General features: G+C 67.4%; 10 protein-coding genes, 1 tRNA gene and 2 pseudogenes. 10 read left to right on the top strand and 3 right to left on the bottom strand.

The window, feature by feature from the left end:
- Both GSE44_RS11050 and GSE44_RS11055 read left to right on the top strand, forming a co-directional pair.
- Positions 1–834: IS5 family transposase (locus tag GSE44_RS11050; protein WP_159348861.1), on the top strand; the 834-nt coding region annotated here is incomplete at its 5' end.
- A 9-nt stretch (positions 835–843) separates the two neighbouring features.
- A pseudogene (locus GSE44_RS11055) lies at positions 844–1,830 on the top strand (IS1182 family transposase); the annotation flags it as partial.
- Positions 1,831–2,267: 437 nt separating this feature from the next.
- Here the strand turns inward: GSE44_RS11055 and GSE44_RS11060 are convergent.
- The 3 genes and pseudogenes from GSE44_RS11060 to GSE44_RS11065 form a co-directional block, all read right to left on the bottom strand.
- Positions 2,268–4,232, bottom strand: a complete 1,965-nt coding sequence (locus GSE44_RS11060) for a site-specific integrase (RefSeq protein ID WP_159348863.1) — start codon at positions 4,230–4,232, stop codon at positions 2,268–2,270.
- Between the two features lie 21 nt (positions 4,233–4,253).
- A pseudogene (locus GSE44_RS26475) lies at positions 4,254–4,496 on the bottom strand (DUF6538 domain-containing protein); the annotation flags it as partial.
- A 73-nt stretch (positions 4,497–4,569) separates the two neighbouring features.
- Positions 4,570–4,643: transfer RNA gene (locus GSE44_RS11065), tRNA-Gln, on the bottom strand.
- A gap of 178 nt (positions 4,644–4,821) precedes the next feature.
- On the opposite strand from GSE44_RS11065, the gene GSE44_RS11070 reads away from it, so the two are divergent.
- The 8 genes from GSE44_RS11070 (at position 4,822) to GSE44_RS11105 (ending at position 15,096) form a co-directional block, all read left to right on the top strand.
- On the top strand, positions 4,822–5,838 hold the full coding sequence (locus tag GSE44_RS11070; RefSeq protein WP_235924719.1) for a Ppx/GppA phosphatase family protein: 1,017 nt from the start codon (positions 4,822–4,824) through the stop codon (positions 5,836–5,838).
- Between the two features lie 39 nt (positions 5,839–5,877).
- Positions 5,878–6,561, top strand: a complete 684-nt coding sequence (locus tag GSE44_RS11075; RefSeq protein ID WP_159348971.1) for an RlmE family RNA methyltransferase — start codon at positions 5,878–5,880, stop codon at positions 6,559–6,561.
- Positions 6,562–6,746: 185 nt separating this feature from the next.
- Positions 6,747–8,243 carry an IMP dehydrogenase gene (gene guaB, locus GSE44_RS11080; RefSeq protein ID WP_159348865.1) on the top strand — a complete coding sequence of 499 codons (1,497 nt, stop codon included), beginning with the start codon at positions 6,747–6,749 and terminating at the stop codon, positions 8,241–8,243.
- A 61-nt stretch (positions 8,244–8,304) separates the two neighbouring features.
- Complete coding sequence (locus tag GSE44_RS11085) at positions 8,305–9,612, top strand: RsmB/NOP family class I SAM-dependent RNA methyltransferase (protein WP_159348866.1); 1,308 nt, start codon at positions 8,305–8,307, stop codon at positions 9,610–9,612.
- Between the two features lie 24 nt (positions 9,613–9,636).
- Positions 9,637–10,200, top strand: a complete 564-nt coding sequence (locus tag GSE44_RS11090) for a GNAT family N-acetyltransferase (RefSeq protein WP_159348867.1) — start codon at positions 9,637–9,639, stop codon at positions 10,198–10,200.
- Between the two features lie 30 nt (positions 10,201–10,230).
- The gene (guaA, locus tag GSE44_RS11095; RefSeq protein WP_201306032.1) at positions 10,231–11,835 is read left to right on the top strand and encodes a glutamine-hydrolyzing GMP synthase; all 1,605 of its coding nucleotides are present in this window, start codon (positions 10,231–10,233) and stop codon (positions 11,833–11,835) included.
- 104 nt (positions 11,836–11,939) lie between these two features.
- Positions 11,940–12,953 (top strand): amino acid ABC transporter substrate-binding protein, encoded by a 1,014-nt coding sequence (locus GSE44_RS11100; protein ID WP_159348868.1) that lies wholly within the window; start codon positions 11,940–11,942, stop codon positions 12,951–12,953.
- Between the two features lie 286 nt (positions 12,954–13,239).
- On the top strand, positions 13,240–15,096 hold the full coding sequence (locus GSE44_RS11105) for a ribonucleoside-diphosphate reductase subunit alpha (RefSeq protein ID WP_159348869.1): 1,857 nt from the start codon (positions 13,240–13,242) through the stop codon (positions 15,094–15,096).
- The last annotated feature ends 120 nt before the right edge of the window (positions 15,097–15,216 follow it).

The raw sequence follows: 15,216 nt of genomic DNA on the forward strand, positions 1-15,216 counted from the left end.
TCCCTGGTGACGCTGGCGCACAAGGCCAGGATCACCTTGCGGCAGAACTACAACCGCTTGGCTCCGCGCCTGGCAGCGCAAGCGGGGCGGCACGCCCATGCCCGGCAGTTCCGGCGCATGCGCAAGGTGCTGCGCACGCTAAAGGGCTACACGGGCCGCGTCCTGCGCGACATCGGCCGCAAGATCGGCGCCGTCCCTGACGAGCGGCTGCGGACACGGATCGAGCAGCGCATCGCGCTCGTCACGCGCCTGCTGCGACAGACGCCGAAAGCCCCGAACAAGATCTACGCCCTGCACGAGCCGGAGGTGGACTGCATCTCCAAGGGCAAGGCCCGCATCCGCTACGAGTTCGGCTGCAAGGTCAGCATCGCCACCACGCTCGCCGGCGGCTTCGTCGTCGGCATGCGCTCCATGCCCGGCAATCCCTATGACGGACACACCCTCGCGGACGCCCTCCAGCAGGTCGAAACCCTCACCGGGCGATGCCCCAGCCTCGCTGTGGTCGATCGCGGCTACCGCGGCCATGGCGCCCACGGCACGAAGGTCCTCATCAGCGGCACACGGCGCGGCCTGACGCCGAGGCTGACAAGACTGCTCCGGCGCCGCAGCGCCATCGAACCCGAGATCGGCCACATGAAGACCGACGGACGCCTCGCCCGCTGCGCCCTCAGGGGCACCCTCGGCGACGCCATCTTCGCCGTGCTCTGCGGCTGCGGTCACAACATCCGCAAGATCCTCGCCCACCTCAGAGCTCTTTTGGCCGCTCTCATCGCCAGCCTCATCCAGGCGATCGACCGGGCGAAACGCGACCAGATCACCGCCCACGCAGCCTGATGGGGTTATTCAAGGCCGACGAGCTACACCCCCAACCTTGTCCGGCGCCGCATGGCCCAGGTTGAGGCGAGTGTCGCGCGCTACCTGGCCGCGCTGGAGACGGCAGACCGGCAGGAGGACGAGACGGCTCGGGTGAGGACTGCCCGGCTGGAGGACAGGCTGGCGAGCCTGGCGCGGCGGATGGAGCAGCTGCACGAGATGGAGGAGGCGGTCCGCACCGCACCCGACGGGCAGGTCTCGATCACCGACCCGGACGCGCGGGCGATGGCGACGAGCGCCAAGGATTCGGGGATCGTCGGCTACAACGTGCAGGCGGCGGTAGACACGGAGCACCACCTGATCGTGGCGCACGAGGTAACGAACATCGGCAACGACCGCGCCCAGCTTTCGGGCATGTCGGAGCGGGCGCGGAACGCCATGGGTCACGAGGGGCTGACCGGCCTCGCTGACCGGGGCTACTTCGCCGGCGAGGAGATCCTCGCTTGCGAGAGGGCCGGCATCACGCCTCTCGTGCCCAAGCCACAGACCTCGGGTGCCAAGGCCGCGGGACGCTTCGGCAAGCAGGACTTCATCTACCTGCCCGAGGTTGACGAGTACCGATGCCCGGCCGGGGAGCGGCTGACCTGGCGTTGCAACAGCGTCGAGAACGGGATGACGATCCGTGCCTACTGGGCCAGCACCTGTCAGACGTGCCCGATGAAAGCGCAATGTACGACCGGCAAGGAACGCCGCATCAAGCGTTGGGAGCATGAGCACGTCGTTGACGCCATGCAGCGACGCCTTGACCTGAAGCCAGATGCCATGCGGGTGCGACGGTGGACGGCTGAGCATCCTTTCGGCACGATCAAGGCGTGGATGGGTGCCACCCACTTCCTCACTCGTGGCCTGCGGCGGGTCAGCACGGAGATGAGCCTGCACGTGCTGGCCTACAACATGAAGCGGGTGATCGCGATCTGCGGCATCGAGCCACTGCTGGCAGCTCTCCCGGCGAGATAGGGACCGAGCTGCGCCTCGCGCAGCACAGCCGCATCCCTCCGCGTGTCAGCCGAACCGGGCAGGCCACTACCAGCAGCGGATTGGACCAGGATCGCCAAAGCCCAGATGCCGTGTTTTCACACAGCCTCGGCGCGAAGCGGCCCTGAGCCGTTTCTAGGCCTTTCCCCCACGCGAAGGCGTGACCTGGGGCGTGTGATCAGGACGCGCGCCTTCAGGGCGCGCCGGTGCACGCGCGCTCCACACCAAGGTCAGACCGAGACCAGGCCGTCGCCGTACCCATTGGGCCGGACGAGGGGCGCAGCCCGAGTGCCGCAACACCGTAGGCCTATGCAGAGAGGAACAAGCTTAATAGCCGTCGATATCGATCCCTTCCGCCCCTACCATCTCTCACTTCTTGACCGTCACACATCTATGTCACACATTCCCCACAAGCCGACCTAAGACCCTGAACCAGTAAAAGAATCTCGAAGCCGAGTTGGGGATCCTGGCGACCCAACAGTCAAAGCGGTTCCTTTCTCACCAGTCGCTCGGCACTGAAAAATCGCGGTCTTCTCGAATGTGCAGGTGGGCGAGGTTGACCTCCGGATATGTAAGCCGGGCCAACAACGCTGCCACTGCATGTGCCTCGCGCCCCTTATCATATCGGCATCACCCTCGCCCGTTCCACTGGCGTGGCCGAGGAGATAGCTCAGGCGCAGCTGGTCGGAGTAGTCGTGCAGCTCCTCGCGCAAGCGGGTGTTGACGTTATGGCGAAACGCGTGGGCGCCGGCGCCTTCGCGAAAGACGCCGATGTCCCGACGATACTCCACGAACCACCGCGTGATACGCGGGCCTCGCTTCTGGTCAGCTCCCTGAGGCTCAAGATCGGGGAAGAGCGGATCGGTCGGCTGCGGGGCGATGCGCGCGACATACTCCAGGAAGCCCAGCCGAATGAGTTCCGGGTGGATCGGGACCGCACGCTTCGCGCTGTTGTTCTTCAGACGCCGATGCTCTGTTGTAATCTCCATCTGCCAGACGCCAGCCTCGTTCCTGACGTCCTTCCGACGGAGGTCGGCGACCTCCTCAAGTCGCGTGCCCTCAAAGATGCATAGCAGTGGGATCCAGAACCGGGCGTCGCGAGTGATCGCCGTTCCCGGAGCGGAACGCCGGGAGGGATCACGGCCGGTCCAGACAGCGGAGGAGAACAGCTGGCGTAGCTCCTCTCCTGTCCACTGGTCGCGCGCTTCGCGAGCGTCATCGAGCGAGAAGTCGTGCTCGCCAATGATGTCGTTCCGCTCGGTCAGGGTGAGGTGGCCGCGATCCACGGCAAGCTTGAAAAACACGGAGAGGGCGGAAAGGTGGCGTTTGACTGTCTTGTCCGTCAGTCGCTGTGCGTCAGTCTCGTCCGCGCGCTCGATCAATTCCTGGACCGAGAGGTCCTTATCCTTCGGCGACTTCCCGTAGCGAGAGGGAAGGCGACGCAGGGTATCGAGGAAGGCTGTGATGTCCTGGCGTCTGTACTCCCGCACGGGGCGGTCACCGACGATTTCGAAGAAGAGGCGGAGGGTTGTGCGCTCCTGGGCCATGCCTTGCTGGCGGATTTTGTCGCGCGTCCTTTTGCCGAAGAACGGCTCGACGAGAGAGGAGAGCGACACGGCGGGCGCAGTGGAGGGGGGCGCTGCGGCTGACGGCTCGGCGGGTACCGCAGTTGTCTGGCAAGGCTCCGGCGCCACAGCGGGCAGTGCAGGAGCAGCAATCTCGCCGGGCGCGACCGAGGGTGTTCGCGCCTCCTGCGGGGTGCTCGGATGCAGATGGAGGGCGGCCAGGGACGGGTCCTCTTCCGGAACGCTCTTGTAGATGCCTGCCTCCCGCGCGGCCTCCTCGCGGAACACGCCCTCCAGCACCCGTAGGCCGACACGCTCAAGGAGCGGCCGGACCTCGGGCGTGATCTCGACGCCGGCGGCGGTAGCGGCGCTGACCACCATCTCGCGGGCCAAGGCGCCGTCGTTCACCATGAGGGCGCGCCTGACTACCACGGCGCGGCCGAGGGCCGCCTGGGACCGGCGCAGGGCCCCGGCGAGGGTGCTGCGCCGCATCGGGCGCTCGGGCGGTTGCGCCGATCCGACTGCGACTATGAGCGGCGCCGTCAGGTCGTCGGGAAGGTGAATTGGGCCGCCATCGCGACCAGCGAGACTGAGATGGGAGTCCGTAGGGTCGTCATCGGGGGGTGCGTCCTCCGCCGCGAGGACGAAGTCGAGGATCCTGTTGGCGAGGTCGGGGTCGAGGGAGACCTCAACGTCCCCGCCAGTCGCAAGGACTGGGTCCGGTGCGCGCCGGGCACGCGCCGCCTCGAGCAGCGAGTGCATGTGGTCGCGTGCAAGGCCGGCGAACTGGGCTGCGGTGATCGTCCCGGAAGCATCCATGGCGGCCGTCCTTTCGAGCAGCGCGTCCAGTTGCCGGGCCCGGGAGATGGCTATGCGGCGATCGCGCGTCCGCAAGGATAGCCGGACCGTCGGATTTCCGCTCGCGAGGTTTGTGCCTCGCACGAGGGGGGCGGGGAGGCGGCGGCGCCAGTACCAGATGCCGCTGCGGTGGGTGAGATGGGCGGGAACGAGGTAGGGAGAGCAGGCTCGGCGCGGGGCTGGATCCGGACTGACCTGCGCCGTTGTGGCCCAGTGATGTGTCACAGTTGTGCGTCTCGCCGCCTGGGGTGGGCGCGATCACCAACGTTCACTGTGAGATCAGAAGCTTGTGCCGGAGTGGCTGGGGAACCTGGATTCGAACCAAGACTGCCCGAGTCAGAGTCGGGAGTTCTACCGTTAAACTATTCCCCAACGGCAGGCGGGGCGCCCTATAGCCCGGTGCGGACGGCCCTGCAACCCGCCCCGTGACGCGCGGGTGGAATAAGGGCTTGCCCCACCCCATTTGCAAGCGGATCATTCGTCGACCATTGCCATGCAAACCCGGAACGCCCACCAGCCGCCGGGTGGCAGGCGGGGGGAGGGCCCCCCGGTGCCGCCCACCAGTCTTCCCTCAGGCCATCTCTCCTGGGGGGCGCCGATCTATGCCGCGCTGGATCTGGGCACGAACAACTGCCGCCTGCTGGTCGCCAGTCCCTCCGGACCCGGGGGGTTCCGGGTGCTGGATAGCTTCAGCCGCATCGTCCGCCTCGGCGAAGGGCTGAGCTCCACCGGTGCCCTTTCGGATGCCGCCATGGACCGTGCGGAGGCGGCGCTGGAGGCCTGCGGCCAAAAGCTGGCCCGCCGCCCCATCCAGGTCGTACAGGCGGTCGCCACCGAGGCCTGCCGCCGCGCCACTAACGGACCGCGCTTCATACAGCGGGCGGAAAAGGCCCTCGGCGCGCCCATCCGCGTCATTCCGGCCCGGGAGGAGGCGGAGCTGGCCATGGAATCCTGCGCCCCTCTCTTCCGCCCGGAGGACCGGCGCGCCCTGCTCTTCGACATCGGCGGTGGATCGACTGAAATCGCCTGGATCCGCACCGACGAGCCGGGGCGGCCACGGTTGATCGGCACCATCTCCGTCCCGCTCGGCGTCGTCACCCTGGTTGAGCGCGACGGCGCCGCCTGCTTCGGGGGCGAGGGGTTCGACCGGGTCGTCCAGGAGGTGGCTGCCCGCTTCGAGGCCTTCGATTCGGTCCACCGGATCCGCCAGGAGATGCGTGGGGGCGGGGTGCGGCTGATGGGCACCTCCGGCACTGTCACCACCCTGGCCGGCATCGCGCTGGACCTGCCGCGCTACAGCCGCGCAGCGGTGGACGGGCATGACCTGAAGATGAGCTGCGCAGACCGGGCGCTGGAGGCGCTTCGGGCGATGGGCCGCGCTGGCCTGGCCGCGCATCCCTGCATTGGGCCGGAGCGGGTTGATTTCGTCCTCCCGGGATGCGCCATCTACGCAGCCATCCGCGAGGTCTGGCCGGCGGCTGGCATCACTGTCTGCGATCGTGGCCTGCGCGAAGGGCTGCTGCTGCGGGCGATGCGGGACCGCCGCCGCGCCCGCCGCGGCGCCTGAACGCTACCCAAGGACTGATCCGTGACTGAATCCAGCAAAATGGGGGGCGCCCGCAACCTCACCACGCGCCTGCGCACCGCCAGGGGCCGCACCACCGCCAGCCAGAAGTGGCTCGAGCGCCAGCTGAACGACCCCTATGTGAAGGCCGCCAAGGCCGCGGGCTACCGCTCTCGGGCCGCCTTCAAGATCCTCGAGCTGGACGAGCGTTTCAAGCTGTTCCAGTCGCACCAGCGCATCGTGGATCTGGGCGCCGCTCCCGGCGGCTGGACACAGGTCGCGGTCCGGCGCGCTGGCGAGAGGGGCAAGGTGGTTGCACTGGATATTCTGCCGATGGAGCCCATGAATGGTGCGATCGTCCTGCAGGGTGACTTCCAGGAGGAGGAAGCCGAGCGCGCGGTGCTGGACGCCCTGGCGGGCCAGGCCGATCTGGTGATGTCGGACATCGCGCCCAACACCACCGGCCACAACGCGACCGACCACCTGCGGATCCTTGCCCTGGTGGAGTTGGCGGCGGATTTCGCGCGCAAGGTCCTGGCACCGGGCGGCGCCTTCGTGGCCAAGGTCTTCCAGGGTGGGACCGAGCGTGAGCTGCTGAACGCACTCAAGCGCGACTACGCCACGGTGCGCCACGCCAAGCCGCCCGCAAGCCGCAAGGATAGCGCCGAGATGTATGTGGTCGCGCAGGGCTTCCGGGGCGGGCAGGGGGCTGGGCCGGGACGCTGAGGTAGGCCGCTGAGCCGCAGCCTAGGCCAGTGCCACCGGCTTTGCAGCGCCGGACCGCAACCCAAGCCGGCGGCGGGGGGCAGCCTCTCGCTGGCGTCATGCGGCCGGCCTTGCGGCACGGGCCTCAACAAGCGTAGGAGGGATCGCCAAGGCAGCGCCGCCCCGTCCCGAGAGGCCCCCGCTCAATGGCACCCGATACTACCCAGACTCGCTTCCTCGCCCGCCTCGAGGAGGCCTATGCGTTCGACGACGTCCTCCTCGTCCCGGGCTACTCCAAGGTCCTGCCGAACCAGGCCGACACCCGCACCCGGATCACGCGTGAGATCGGGCTGAACATCCCTCTCGTCGCCGCCGCGATGGACACCGTGACGGAAGGTCCCATGGCCATCGCCATGGCCCAGGCCGGCGGCATTGGCGTGGTCCACAAGAACCTCAGCATCGAGGAGCAGGCCGCCCAGGTCCGTCGGGTGAAGAAGTTCGAGAGCGGCATGGTGGTGAACCCCGTCACCATCCATCCCGAACAGACGCTGGCCGATGTCCGCGCCCTGCAGGAACAGCACCGCATCAGCGGCATCCCGGTAGTGGAGCCGGAGACGGGCCGGCTCGTCGGCATCGTAACCTCCCGCGACGTGCGTTTCGCGACCGACCCGAACCAGCGCGTCTACGAGCTGATGACGCGGGAGAACCTGGTCACGGTCCCCACCGATGTCACGCCGGACAAGGCGCGCTCCCTGCTGCACAAGCACCGGATCGAGAAGCTGCTGGTGGTGGACGACAGGGGCCGCTGCGTCGGCCTGATCACCGTGAAGGACATGGACAAGGCGCAGGCCAACCCCAACGCTGTGAAGGATGCGATGGGCCGCCTGCGCGTGGCTGCCGCGACCGGCACGGGCGAGGATGGCCGCGCCCGCGCCGAGGCGCTGGTGGCCGCCGATGTGGACATCATCGTGGTCGACACTGCCCATGGCCATTCGGCCGGCGTGCTGAAGTCGGTGGAGGTGATCAAGCGCCTCTCCAACTCCGTCCAGATCATCGCGGGCAATGTGGCGACGCCGGAGGCGGTGCAGGCCCTAATCGAGGCTGGCGCCGATGGCGTGAAGATCGGCATCGGCCCTGGCTCCATCTGCACCACGCGCATCGTGGCCGGCGTGGGCGTCCCGCAGCTGACCGCCGTGATGGAATGCGCCGCCGCCGCGCGGGAGCATGGGGTGCCGGCCATCGCCGATGGCGGCATCCGCACCTCGGGCGACATTGCCAAGGCGATCGCGGCCGGCGCCGATTGTGTGATGATGGGCAGCCTCTTCGCCGGCACGGACGAGGCACCTGGCGAGGTGTTCCTCTACCAGGGCCGCTCCTACAAGTCGTATCGCGGCATGGGCAGCCTCGGCGCGATGGCGCGCGGCTCGGCCGATCGCTACTTCCAGTCGGATGTCCAGGACCAGCTGAAGCTGGTGCCCGAGGGCATCGAGGGCCGCATTGGCTACAAGGGCCCGGTGGGCAACGTCATCCACCAGCTCGTCGGCGGGTTGAAGTCGGCCATGGGCTACACGGGCAATGCCACCATTCCCGAGATGCAGACCAACTGCCGTTTCCGCCGCATCACCGGTGCGGGCCTGCGGGAGAGCCACGTGCATGACGTGGCGATCACCCGTGAGGCCCCGAACTACCGCCAGGAAGGGTAGGGCCCTTCGCGCGCCGCATCCTGGCGGTGCGCACCGGCCGCACCACCTCCGTCAGGATGACATGACCCCGCTCGCACGCATCTCCGCCGCCATCTCCCTCCTGGACGCGCTGGAGGCCGCCCCACGTCGTCCCGCCGACGCGGTGGCGAACGACTTCTTCCGCGCCCGCCGCTTCATCGGCGGCGGGGACCGCCGCGCCATCGCCGACCGCGCCTGGGGTGTGGTGCGGGAGAGGGCGCGGCTCGACTGGCATCTCGACCATGTCGGCGCCGCCCCCACCGGGCGGCTGCTGATGGCTGCCTACATGGTCCTCGCCGAAAGTGGGGGCCTGGCCGGGGTGGAGGCTGCCTTCAACGGTTCGCAATATGCCGAGCGGGCCCTGAGCAACGACGAGCGGCGCTTCCTCGCCAAGCTGGAGGGCCGCCCCCTCCTGCATCCGAAGATGGACGAGGCCACACGCCTCAACCTGCCGGAATGGGCGCTGCCAGGCTTGCGGGCCCGCTTCGGCGACGCGCTTCCGGAGGCCGCTGCCGGCCTGGAGGGCTCCGCGCCGCTGGACCTCAGGGTGAACCTGCTTCGCACCACGCGGGAGGCCGCAGCCCAGGCCCTGGCGGCTGAGGGCATTCCCACCACCCCGACACCCATTTCCCCTTGGGGCCTGCGGATTGCGGACCGCCGACCGGTCCTCGCGACCCAGGCATTCCAGGATGGGCTCATCGAGATCCAGGACGAGGGCAGCCAGCTGATCGCCCTGCTGGCCGATGCGAAGCCAGGGATGAAGGTGGCTGATTACTGCGCTGGGGCTGCCGGCAAGACCCTGGCCATGGCGGCCACAATGGGCAACCGCGGCCGCATTGCCGCGCTGGACGTCTCCGCCCCCCGCCTCACCGGAGCCACCAAGCGCCTGCGCCGCGCTGGCGTGGACAATGCCGAGACGCATCTCCTGGAAACCGGTGACCGCTGGGTGAAGCGCCGCGCCGCTACCTTCGACCGCGTGCTGGTGGATGCGCCCTGCACCGGCACCGGCACCTGGCGCCGCAATCCGGATGCACGGCTCCGCACGACCGACCGCGACTATGCGGAGCTGATCACGAAACAGCGCGCAATCCTCGATCGGGCCGCGTCCCTGGTGCGCCCCGGCGGGAAGCTGATCTACGCTACCTGCTCGGTACTTCCCGGGGAGGATGAAGAGCAGGTGCGCGACTTCCTCGACCATCACGTCGACTTCGCCGCGCTGCCCCTGGCCGAGGCCTGGGCGGAGGTTGGGATGCAGGGGCCGCCGCCCGGCGAAGGGCCGCATATGGCCTTGGCCCCCCACAGCCACGGCACGGACGGCTTCTTCGCCGCCGTGCTGCGACGGCGGCCCTGAGCCCGTGACGACCGGGAGTGCACCATGATCCAGGTGCGGCGCGCCCGGCCGGAAGACGCGCCCGCCGTCGGCGCCATCCACCGCCTGGTCTGGCAGGACAGCTACCCGGGCATCCTGCCTGACTCCTATCTCGCAGGGCTGGACCAGCGCCGGATTGCCGCTGGCTATCTGCGGGGCATGCTCGCCCGGCGGGGCGGGGAGGCTATCTTCGTCGCCTGTGCGGCGGACGGGAATGTGGTGGGCTTTGCCTCCGCGGCTCGCGCCCGGAGGGAAGGCATCGCGGAAGGAGAGATCGAAACGCTCTACCTGTTGCCGGATTGGCGGGAGCAGGGGATTGGGCGCCGGCTGATGCGCGCGTCAGCAGCCCATCTCTCCGCCATTGGCTGCAGTTCCGCCATGCTCTGGGTGCTCTCCGCCAATGGCGCGGGCTGGTTCTATCGCCATCTCGGGGGCCGGCCCGTAGGGCGGGAGGTGATCCACTTCGGTGGCTGTTCGGTGGAGCAGACCGCGGTGCTGTGGAACCCAATCGGCCTGCTGCTGGAGGCCACCGCGGCGACGCGGGAGGGGGATGCGCTCGGAGAGGGTTGAAGCGCGGCCCATTCTGTGGTGATGGCCTTCATGGCCGACACGACTCCTCCCTCCGACGCTCCCTATGCCAACCAGCCCGGAAGCGAGCGCCACCAGCGCCTGCTGATCCTCGACTTCGGCAGCCAGGTGACCCAACTCATCGCGCGCCGCCTCCGCGAGGAGGGCGTCTATTGCGAGATCTGGCCCTTCACCGCCGAGGAGGCGCGGATCCGCGCCTTCGATCCCATGGGAATCATTCTCTCCGGCGGCCCGGCCTCGGTCACCGAGGGGGAAAGCCCCCGCGCGCCGCAGGCAGTGTTCGGGATGGGGCTGCCCGTCCTCGGCATCTGCTATGGCCAGCAGACCATGTGCGCCCAGCTGGGCGGCCAGGTGGAGGGGAGCGACCACCGGGAGTTCGGCCGCGCCCATGTGCAGGTGGCCGATGATTGCGCCCTGTTCCACGGCGTCTGGGAGAAGGGCGCGCGCGAGCAGGTCTGGATGAGCCATGGCGACCGGGTAACGGCGCTGCCGCCCGGTTTCCGCGCCGTCGCCACCTCGGAGGGCGCCCCCTTCGCTGCCATCGCCGACGACACCCGCCGCTTCTATGGCGTGCAGTTCCATCCGGAGGTCGTGCACACCCCGCATGGCCATGCGTTGCTGAAGAACTTCGTCCGCAGCATCTGCGGCGCCAAGGGCGACTGGACCATGGGCGCCTTCCGCCATGAGGAGATCGCCCGCATCCGCGCCAAGGTCGGCACGGGCAAGGTGGTGTGCGGCCTGTCTGGCGGCGTCGATTCCTCCGTAGCGGCCGTGCTGCTGCACGAGGCCATCGGGGACCAGCTGACCTGCATCTATGTAGACCACGGGCTGATGCGCGGCGGCGAGACGGAGCAGGTGGTCTCCACCTTCCGCGACCGCTTCAACATCAAGCTTATCCACCGCGACGCGAGTGACCTGTTCCTCGGCGCCCTCGTTGGCGTCACCGACCCCGAGATCAAGCGCAAGACGATCGGCCGCCTGTTCATCGAGGTGTTCGAGGAGGAGCAGGCGAAGATCGGCGGCGCCGACTTCCTCGCTCAGGGCACGCTCTATCCGGACGTCATCGAGAGCGTCTCGGCCACCGGCGGCCCTTCCGTCACCATCAAGTCTCACCACAATGTCGGCGGCCTTCCCGAGGGTATGCGGATGCAGCTGGTCGAACCGCTGCGCGAGCTGTTCAAAGATGAGGTCCGCGCGCTCGGCCGCGAGCTGGGCGTGCCCGAAGCGATCGTCGGGCGCCATCCCTTCCCGGGGCCGGGCCTCGCCATCCGCATCCCCGGCGAGGTGACGCGCGAGAAGGTGGCGATCCTGCAGAAGGCCGATGCGATCTTCCTGGAGGAAATCCGCAACGCCGGCCTCTATGATGCCATCTGGCAAGCCTTCGTCGTGCTGCTGCCAGTGCGCACCGTCGGCGTGATGGGCGATGGCCGCACCTACGACCAGGCATGCGCGCTGCGCGCCGTGACGAGCACCGATGGCATGACAGCGGATGTCTACCCGTTCGAGATCGCCTTCCTGTCTCGTGTCTCGAACCGCATCGTGAACGAGGTGCGTGGCATCAATCGCGTGGCCTACGACGTGACGAGCAAGCCCCCCGGCACGATCGAGTGGGAGTGAGCCCCGGCCGGCCCTGAAGGGCGCCCTGGGAAATGGCGGCGGAACAGGCCAGGATAGGTTCCGCCACCTGAAAGCAGGGGCAGTTCCTTTGGGGGAAACCGACCATGCTCAAAACAATCCTGGCCGCCGGGATGGCGGCGCTTCTCGCCTGGCCAGCCATGGCGCAGCCGTCCCCCGACACGGTGGCTGCCATCCGCGCGCGCGGCGCGCTGGTCTGTGGCGTTACCCCTAACTCAGCGGGCTTTGGCGTGCCGGACAGCCGGGGCGAGTGGCGTGGCATCGACGTGGATTCCTGCCGCGCCATCGCGGTCGCCGTCCTGGGGGATGCCCGCAAGGTGCGCTTCGTTCCCGCCAGCACGGCGCAACGCTTCACCATGCTTCAATCAGGCGAGATCGATGTCCTGGCCCGCGTGACGACCTGGAGCATGTCGCGCGAAGGAGGGCTGGGTCTCGCCTTCGCCAGCATCAACGTCTTCGACGGCCAGGGCTTCCTGGTGAAGACGGAGTCGGGAATCACCTCCGCGAGGCAGCTCGACGGCGCCACGATCTGCCTGCTGCCCGGCACGACGAACGAGCTGAACGTCGCCGACTACTTCCGCACCCACAACATGCGCTTCACCCCCGTGATCATGGACAACATCGAGGAGTTGCGCGCCGCCTTCCTGGCTGGCCGCTGCGACAGCTACTCCACCGATGCCTCGGCCCTCGCAACCTACCGCGCCAGCCAGGGAGCGAATGCCGAACGCTTCCTCGTTCTGCCTGACATCATCTCGAAGGAGCCGTTGGGCGTCGCCATCCGCAAGGGTGACTGGCGCTTCTTCGACATGGCGCGCTGGGCGCATTTCGCGATGGTCACCGCGGAGGAACTGGGTATCGACAGCCGTAACATCGACAGCTTCGCGAACAATCCGAATCCCGATGTACAGCGCTTCCTCGGTCGCTCCGGCGAACTCGGCCAGACTATGGGCATGAGCAATGACTGGGCGGCCCAGATCGTACAGCAGGTCGGCAATTTCGCGGAGGTGTGGGACCGCAATCTCGCGCCGCTCGGTATCCAGCGCGGCATCAATGCGCTCTGGACCAAGGGCGGTCTCCAATACGCGCCACCGCTGCGCTGAGGGGCTGGGCGGGGCAACAAGCAAGCTGTGGATTAGGTGGATACCGGGGGTTGTTCACCCTCACATTAATGTTTCCGTTGTGTGAAACGATGAACTGCAACCGGCGACTCGCTGAATTCGCGCGAGTCGCAGGATGCTTGCTATAGCGGGCCGCCGAGGCGTGTCCCGAGCGCAACGGCAACCCGCTACATCTGGGGTTCGTTTGGTCAATGCCGCGCGATATCTTGTGCGGACCACCCACCCAGAGGCATCCTCCGGTCCGGGGGAATTCAGGGGTTTCTGATCGATGTTCGATGCCATTCAGCTCGAGGGCCATGGCCAGGTTAAGGTCGACCGTTCGCGCGACGCCCTGCTGACTGCGTTCGGCAAGGACACGCTGAGCGACCGCTATCTGCTGCCTGGCGAATCCTACCAGGACCTCTTCGCGCGCGTGGCCAGCGCCTATGGCGATGACGCAGCGCATGCGCAGCGAATCTACGACTACATTTCGAAGCTCTGGTTCATGCCCGCCACCCCCGTGCTGTCCAACGGCGGCACGAAGCGCGGCCTCCCCATCTCCTGCTTCCTGAACGAAGCCGATGACAGCCTCGATGCCATTGTCGGCCTGTGGAACGAGAACGTGGCCCTCGCCTCCAAGGGTGGCGGCATCGGCTCCTACTGGGGCAATCTCCGCTCGATTGGCGAGAAGGTGGGGATGAACGGCAAGACCTCCGGAGTCGTGCCCTTTATCCGCGTCATGGACAGCCTGACCCTCGCGATCTCCCAAGGCTCGCTGCGTCGAGGATCGGCTGCCGTCTATCTCCCGATCTCCCATCCCGAGGTGGAGGAGTTCATCGAGATTCGGCGCCCCACGGGCGGCGACCCGAATCGCAAGGCGCTGAACCTCCACCACGGCATCCTCGTGTCCGACGCCTTCATGCGCGCCGTCGAAGCCGATGAGGAATGGGCCTTCACCAGCCCGAAGGACGGCGCCTTGGTGCGCAAGATCTCCGCGCGCGCGCTTTGGATCCGCATCCTCACCGCCCGGATCGAGACGGGCGAGCCCTACCTGATCTTCTCGGATCATGTGAACCGCCATCGGCCGGAGCACCACAAGCTTGCTGGCCTTGAGGTGAAGACCTCCAACCTCTGCTCCGAAATCACCCTGCCGACCGGCCGCGACCATCATGGCCGCGACCGCACGGCTGTGTGCTGCCTCTCTTCCCTGAACTGCGAGACGTGGTTCGACTGGAAGGATGAGCCGCGCTTCATTCCTGATGTGATGCGCTTCCTCGACAATGTGCTGCAGTCCTTCATCGACACGGCGCCGGACACCATGGCGAAGGCCAAGTATAGCGCCATGCGCGAGCGCTCAGTCGGCCTTGGCGTGATGGGCTTCCACTCATTCCTGCAGTCGCAGAATGTTCCGTTCGAGAGCGTGATCGCGAAGGTGTGGAACATGAAAATGTTCAAGCACATTCGCATACAAGCCGATGCCGCCAGCCGCGAACTGGCCGCCGAGCGCGGGCCCTGCCCGGATGCCGCGGAATACGGCATCATGGAACGCTTCTCGAACAAGATGGCAATCGCCCCGACGGCGAGCATCAGCATCATCTGCGGCGGCGCCTCGCCGGGGATCGAGCCCATCGCGGCCAATGTCTACAACCACAAGACGCTCTCGGGCTCCTTCATCGTCCGCAACCCCTATCTCCAGAAGGTCTTGGCGAAGCATGGTCGTGACGATGAGGACACCTGGACCTCGATCACCGTCACCAAGGGATCGGTACAGCATCTCGATTTCCTGACGCAGCAGGAGAAGGACGTCTTCAAGACCGCCTTCGAACTGGACCAGCGCTGGGTGATCGAGCATGCGGCCGATCGCACGCCCTATGTCTGCCAGAGCCAATCGCTGAACGTCTTTCTGCCGGCCAACATCCACAAGCGCGACCTGCACCAGATCCACTTCCAGGCATGGAAGAAGGGTGTGAAGTCGCTCTACTACTGCCGCTCGCTCTCGATGCAGCGGGCCGACACCATCAGCGAGAAGGTGGCGGTGCAGCCGAAGCTCGGTATTATCGCGAACGACCTGACGGCGCCGCTGCCGCTCGTCGCGGCCCCGGCCCAGAACGCCGCAGATTACGAGGAATGCCTCGCCTGCCAGTGAGCCGATCACGCGCAAGTCGATCACGTGTGATTCGACGAGCCCTCCAGGCGACCGCATTCTGAAACAAGCCCGGTGGACCACGGCCCGCCGGCACCGCTCAAGCCCAGCACCAAGTACCCA

Origin of the sequence: Muricoccus harenae, assembly GCF_009848505.1 — a bacterium.
GTDB lineage: Bacteria > Pseudomonadota > Alphaproteobacteria > Acetobacterales > Acetobacteraceae > Roseomonas > Roseomonas harenae.

Coding starts and splice junctions, on each gene's coding strand:
- GSE44_RS11060 (WP_159348863.1), bottom strand. CDS start 4,232: ATGGATGCTTCCGGGACGATCACCGCAGCCCAGTTCGCCGGCCTTGCA.
- GSE44_RS11075 (WP_159348971.1), top strand. CDS start 5,878: ATGGGGGGCGCCCGCAACCTCACCACGCGCCTGCGCACCGCCAGGGGC.
- guaB (WP_159348865.1), top strand. CDS start 6,747: ATGGCACCCGATACTACCCAGACTCGCTTCCTCGCCCGCCTCGAGGAG.
- GSE44_RS11085 (WP_159348866.1), top strand. CDS start 8,305: ATGACCCCGCTCGCACGCATCTCCGCCGCCATCTCCCTCCTGGACGCG.
- GSE44_RS11090 (WP_159348867.1), top strand. CDS start 9,637: ATGATCCAGGTGCGGCGCGCCCGGCCGGAAGACGCGCCCGCCGTCGGC.
- guaA (WP_201306032.1), top strand. CDS start 10,231: ATGGCCGACACGACTCCTCCCTCCGACGCTCCCTATGCCAACCAGCCC.
- GSE44_RS11100 (WP_159348868.1), top strand. CDS start 11,940: ATGCTCAAAACAATCCTGGCCGCCGGGATGGCGGCGCTTCTCGCCTGG.
- GSE44_RS11105 (WP_159348869.1), top strand. CDS start 13,240: ATGTTCGATGCCATTCAGCTCGAGGGCCATGGCCAGGTTAAGGTCGAC.